The organism is Numidum massiliense, assembly GCF_001375555.1.
Lineage (GTDB): Bacteria > Bacillota > Bacilli > Thermoactinomycetales > Novibacillaceae > Numidum > Numidum massiliense.
Genome location: NZ_CTDZ01000004.1, coordinates 1 through 1145 on the forward strand (window position 1 = coordinate 1; position 1145 = coordinate 1145).

A 1145-nucleotide genomic window follows, 5' to 3' on the forward strand; every position below is an offset into this window, starting at 1 on the left:
GAGATAGTGGAGAGGGAACAAAGAAAGGATCGACAGGTGGGACGGAAAAGTCTACTAATGTTCCCAAGGTAAAACCAGAGTTGTTCAAGAATGGGAGGGTAACAGTAGAGTCGATCAAAGAAAATCGGAATATTTTCATTAATAAACACCCCAATGATATCGCAAACATGTTAAAAGATGCGGGGTATGAGGTATCAATAAGAGATTCAAAAAACGATATCTCTAGCGCAAAAATTATAAAAGTACTAAACCCCGAGAAGGGAAAGAATGTTATGCAGGTACAAGTTTCGCCGGGCGGAGGGCGTCACGGTTCTAACCCTTATGTAAAGATCTCGACTGATGACTAAGGTATTATTAAGGTAGTTGATGGACCGGAGAACCTAATATAAGACTGATGGCAAAGAAAAGGTGACAATCATATTTACAGGGAGGAAGCAATAATGAAAATTGATCTGAATGCGCCGATAGAACCGTGGAAAGGCTTAGTTTTTATACCCACATATCGCAATTTCATGAACTCTTACAGGATTTTAATGTAAAAGGTTATCTGGTAGGGAACTTTCTAATTAAGTATGAAGTAAATAATGAAGTATACCTATCGTTCAACGCGATAAATGGAAAGTTATGTAAATTAACGGCATTAGAAAACTATAAGGGTTTATTATACAATCAGATTCACGTTGGCATGCATATTGACGATGTATTAAAAGTGGAGCCATCCTTTGAGTACGATGAATTTGAAGAAGTGTATGTCAGCGAGAAAGGGATATATATTGTAACAGATCCTGTAAGCCATCGGGTCGGTTGGATCACTGTTTTTGTGAAGGAAATAGATGACGAAGACTTTGAAGAAGGAAAGTGGTAAGCGCTAACCGCCGCTGCTGGATCAAGTCCTAATTTCTGTGTAAAATAGCCTATGAGCATCGATCATGGCTTGACATGTAGCCCACGCGGGCATGATTCCTTGCACTTGAGCAATGTGAAATGAGACATTGCGTGGCGAACCACGCTATCATGTCCGCCTCTCCATATAAAGCCGTCTACGCGATCGCTTCCATGCGGCCATCATACATTTGTTCAAACTGACAAGGTGACACATAGCCAATAGCCGAATGGATTCTTTGGCGGTTATAAAAGAGCTCGAT

The 1145-nt window shown here is 40.5% G+C and carries 3 protein-coding genes; 2 read left to right on the forward strand and 1 reads right to left on the reverse strand.

Annotation, left to right across the window (positions count from 1 at the left end; genetic code table 11):
* A partial coding sequence (locus BN1247_RS17875) for a hypothetical protein (RefSeq protein ID WP_187119677.1) occupies positions 1–347 on the forward strand: 347 nt, incomplete at its 5' end.
* Positions 348–472: 125 nt separating this feature from the next.
* A complete protein-coding gene (locus BN1247_RS00035) occupies positions 473–865 on the forward strand; it encodes a hypothetical protein (RefSeq protein WP_231633038.1) in 393 nt (130 codons plus the stop codon).
* 175 nt (positions 866–1040) lie between these two features.
* Here the strand turns inward: BN1247_RS00035 and BN1247_RS18530 are convergent, their stop codons facing one another.
* Positions 1041–1145, reverse strand: coding sequence for an IS3 family transposase (locus tag BN1247_RS18530; RefSeq protein ID WP_390622014.1), 105 nt, complete (start codon positions 1143–1145; stop codon positions 1041–1043).